We start from the raw sequence: 3,001 nt of genomic DNA on the forward strand, positions 1-3,001 counted from the left end.
GAGTCTCGCTGCGCCGCGGCGGCCCCGGCCGGTACGGGCTGTTCGGCCGCCGTCACGGCGGCAGGCACGCCCTCCCCGGCCGTCGTCCCGACTCCGGTGCGCACACCGCCGGCCGCAACGACCCGGGAGAGACCCGATGACCGCCGCCGACCTGCTCCTGATCGTCATGGTGATCGGACTCACCGCGTACGCGCTGCTGGGCGGCGCCGACTTCGGCGGGGGTGTGTGGGACCTGCTCGCCCGCGGCCCGGATGCCCGCGACCAGCGCAAGCTGATCTCGAACGCGATCGGGCCGGTGTGGGAGGCCAACCACGTCTGGCTGGTCTTCATCGTCGTCGCCCTGTTCAGTGGGTTCCCGCCGGCGTACGGCCTGGTCGGCTCGTCCCTGGAGATCCCGCTGTCGGCCGCGCTCGTCGGCATCGTGCTGCGCGGCGCCGCGTACGTCTACCGGGCCTACGGCGCCGGCGCGGCCGGGCCGGACCACTGGTGGGGGCACGTCTTCGCGGTGTCGTCGACGATCACGCCGTTCGCGCTCGGCGTCGCCGGCGCCTCGCTGGCGACGGGCCGGATGTCACCGGATGACCCGGTCGAGCCGCTGCGCAGCACCTTCGGTCTCGGCTGCGGGGTGTTCGCCGTCGCCGTGACCGCCTTCCTCGCCGCCGTGTACCTGTGCAAGGACGCGGCCGCCTCACCGGCGACCGAACATCTGATACCGGAGTTCCGCCGCCGCGCGACCGGTGGCGCCGTGGTGTGCGGCGCGCTCGCGATGATGCTGCTGCCGCTGTTCTGGGATCAGGCGCCCGTCGTCGCGCACCGGTTCCTGGACCGGTCGATGCCGCTGGTCGCGCTGTCCGTGATCGGTGGTGCGGCGACCCTGGTCGCGCTGGCCCGCCGACAGTTCGTCGTCGCCCGGCTCGCCGCCGGGCTGGCCGTCGGCGCGATGCTGTGGGGCTGGGCGGTCGCCCAGTATCCCGACCTCATCGTCGGGCAGGTCACCGCGGATTCGGCGGCGGCGCCGACGACCAACATCCACGCGATGCTCTACGCGGTCGCCGGCGGCCTCGCGATCGTCCTACCGCCGATCATCGTGCTCTACCGGCTGTTCACCCGGCCCGAACCGACCACCTGACGAGCGTGGCCCGGTGGCCGTCCCCTCCCACCGGGCCCGACGGCGGTCCGGCCCTGACCCGCCGGACCGCCAGGCGGTTCCCCGCAACCCCATGATCCTTTCGGCCGCGCGCCGACGTCGACTACGGTCGAGCGATGAGCGACGCCGCGTCGACGCCGGCGGTCGCGTCGGACCAGGACCCGTACCGGGACGCCGACCGGGACGCCGACCGGGCCCGGCCCGAGCCGCTCACCCGGCGGCAGCTCGCGATCGAGGTCGGCCTGGTGCTCGGGCTGTCGTTCGGCGCCTCGGCGCTGTTCGCGCTCATCCGCTATGTCGGCGTCCTGACCCGGCCGGAGTCGGTGCGGTCCCAGGTCGCCCGGCTGAACACCTCGGCGGCCCCGGGGCGGCCCTGGCTCGATCTCGCCCTGCAGCTGGCCGACCTGCTGACCGGGATGATGCCCGTCCTGCTCGCGGTGTACCTGCTGACCCGCCATGGCGGCGGCCGGCGGGCGATCGGCCTGGACAGGTTCGCCCCGCGGGCGGACGCGGCGCGCGGGGCGCTGCTGGCCGCCGGGGTCGGTGGCATCGGGCTTGGCTTCTACCTGCTCGCCTGGCACAGCGGGGCGAACCTGACCGTCGCGCCGTCGAACCTGCCGGCCGTGTGGTGGCGCGTACCGGTGCTGGCGCTCAGCGCCTGGCAGAACGGCATCGCCGAAGAGGTGATCGTCACCGGCTACCTGCTGGTGCGGCTGCGGGAGCTCGGCGTGAACCCCACCCGCGCGCTGGCCGCGAGCGCGGTGCTGCGCGGGTCGTACCACCTCTACCAGGGGCTCGGCGGGTTCGCCGGCAACCTCGCGATGGGCCTGCTGTTCGCCCGGCTGTTCCAGCGCAACGGCCGGGTGCTGCCCCTGGTCATCGCGCACGGACTCATCGACACCGTCGCGTTCGTCGGTTACGTGATTCTCGCCGGGAAGGTCTCCTGGATCCCAGCCCCACGTTAGGGTAAACGGAAAGAAAACGCCGGCTGTCCTGCAGGGGTAGATGATCCTCCTTCCCGTGCCCGCGACGTCCGGCGATCCCCTCGACCGCCATCCCAGCGCCGCGTCCCTGGTGGGACATCGGTGTCGCGCCCGATCGTGCGCGGGAAGGCGGGACGAGCGAGCGCAGGAAGGCAGTGTGCATGGCCACCGGAATCCGGGAGATCGAACGCAAGTACGCCGTCGAGCCGACCTTCGTGCTGCCGAAGCTGGGCGCGATCGCCAGCGTCGCGACCGCGCGCACCCGCCGGCCCGTCAGCCTCGAGGCCCTCTACTTCGACACCGAGGACCTGCGCCTGGCCCGCAACCGGATCACGCTGCGCCGGCGCACCGGCGGTGCCGACGCCGGCTGGCACCTGAAGCTGCCGGTCCGCGTCGGCGAACGGGACGAACTGCACCTGCCGCTGGACGCCGCCGGCGGCGAGATCGTCGTCGACAAGGGCGCCCGGCACACCCCGCCGGCGGAGTTCGTCGACCTGGTCGCCGTGCACACCCGCGGCGCCGAGCTGCGCCCGGTCGCCCGGCTGCGCACGCTGCGCACCGCCCGGCGCCTTCGCGACGCGACCGGGACGGACCTGGCCGAGGTCGTCGACGACCAGGTCTCGGCACAGACCCTGGGCGAGTCGACGACGGTCAGCACCTGGCGGGAGATCGAGGTGGAGCTGGTCGGCGACCAGTCGCACATCCTCGACGAGGTGGGCGAGCTGCTGCTGGCGGCGGGCGCGCAGGCCGCGGCGGACTCCTCCAAGCTCGGCCGGCTGCTCGGCCAGGCACTCACCGCCGGGCCCGGACCGGACGTGCCGGCCGCGCCGCGCAGGCTGCGTCGCGCCAAGCCCGCCGGGCAGGTCGTCCG

3 protein-coding genes are annotated in these 3,001 nt (G+C 74.0%); all 3 read left to right on the forward strand.

The features are described 5' to 3' along the window. The first annotated feature begins 136 nt into the window (after positions 1–136). Positions 137–1,129: a cytochrome d ubiquinol oxidase subunit II gene (locus tag MXD58_RS24000; RefSeq protein WP_248837568.1), complete on the forward strand. Its 993-nt coding sequence runs from the start codon at positions 137–139 to the stop codon at positions 1,127–1,129. Positions 1,130–1,263: 134 nt separating this feature from the next. Beyond that, positions 1,264–2,112, forward strand: a complete 849-nt coding sequence (locus MXD58_RS24005; protein ID WP_248837569.1) for a CPBP family intramembrane glutamic endopeptidase — start codon at positions 1,264–1,266, stop codon at positions 2,110–2,112. A 179-nt stretch (positions 2,113–2,291) separates the two neighbouring features. Beyond that, positions 2,292–3,001 (forward strand): CYTH domain-containing protein (locus MXD58_RS24010; RefSeq protein WP_250609978.1); only part of this gene is annotated, 710 nt, incomplete at its 3' end.

It is taken from the genome of Frankia sp. AgKG'84/4, from assembly GCF_023242965.2.
Classification (GTDB): domain Bacteria; phylum Actinomycetota; class Actinomycetes; order Frankiales; family Frankiaceae; genus Frankia.

Excerpts from the sequence above, each read along its gene's own strand:
- MXD58_RS24000 (WP_248837568.1), top strand. The coding sequence starts at position 137 with ATGACCGCCGCCGACCTGCTCCTGATCGTCATGGTGATCGGACTCACC.
- MXD58_RS24005 (WP_248837569.1), top strand. The coding sequence starts at position 1,264 with ATGAGCGACGCCGCGTCGACGCCGGCGGTCGCGTCGGACCAGGACCCG.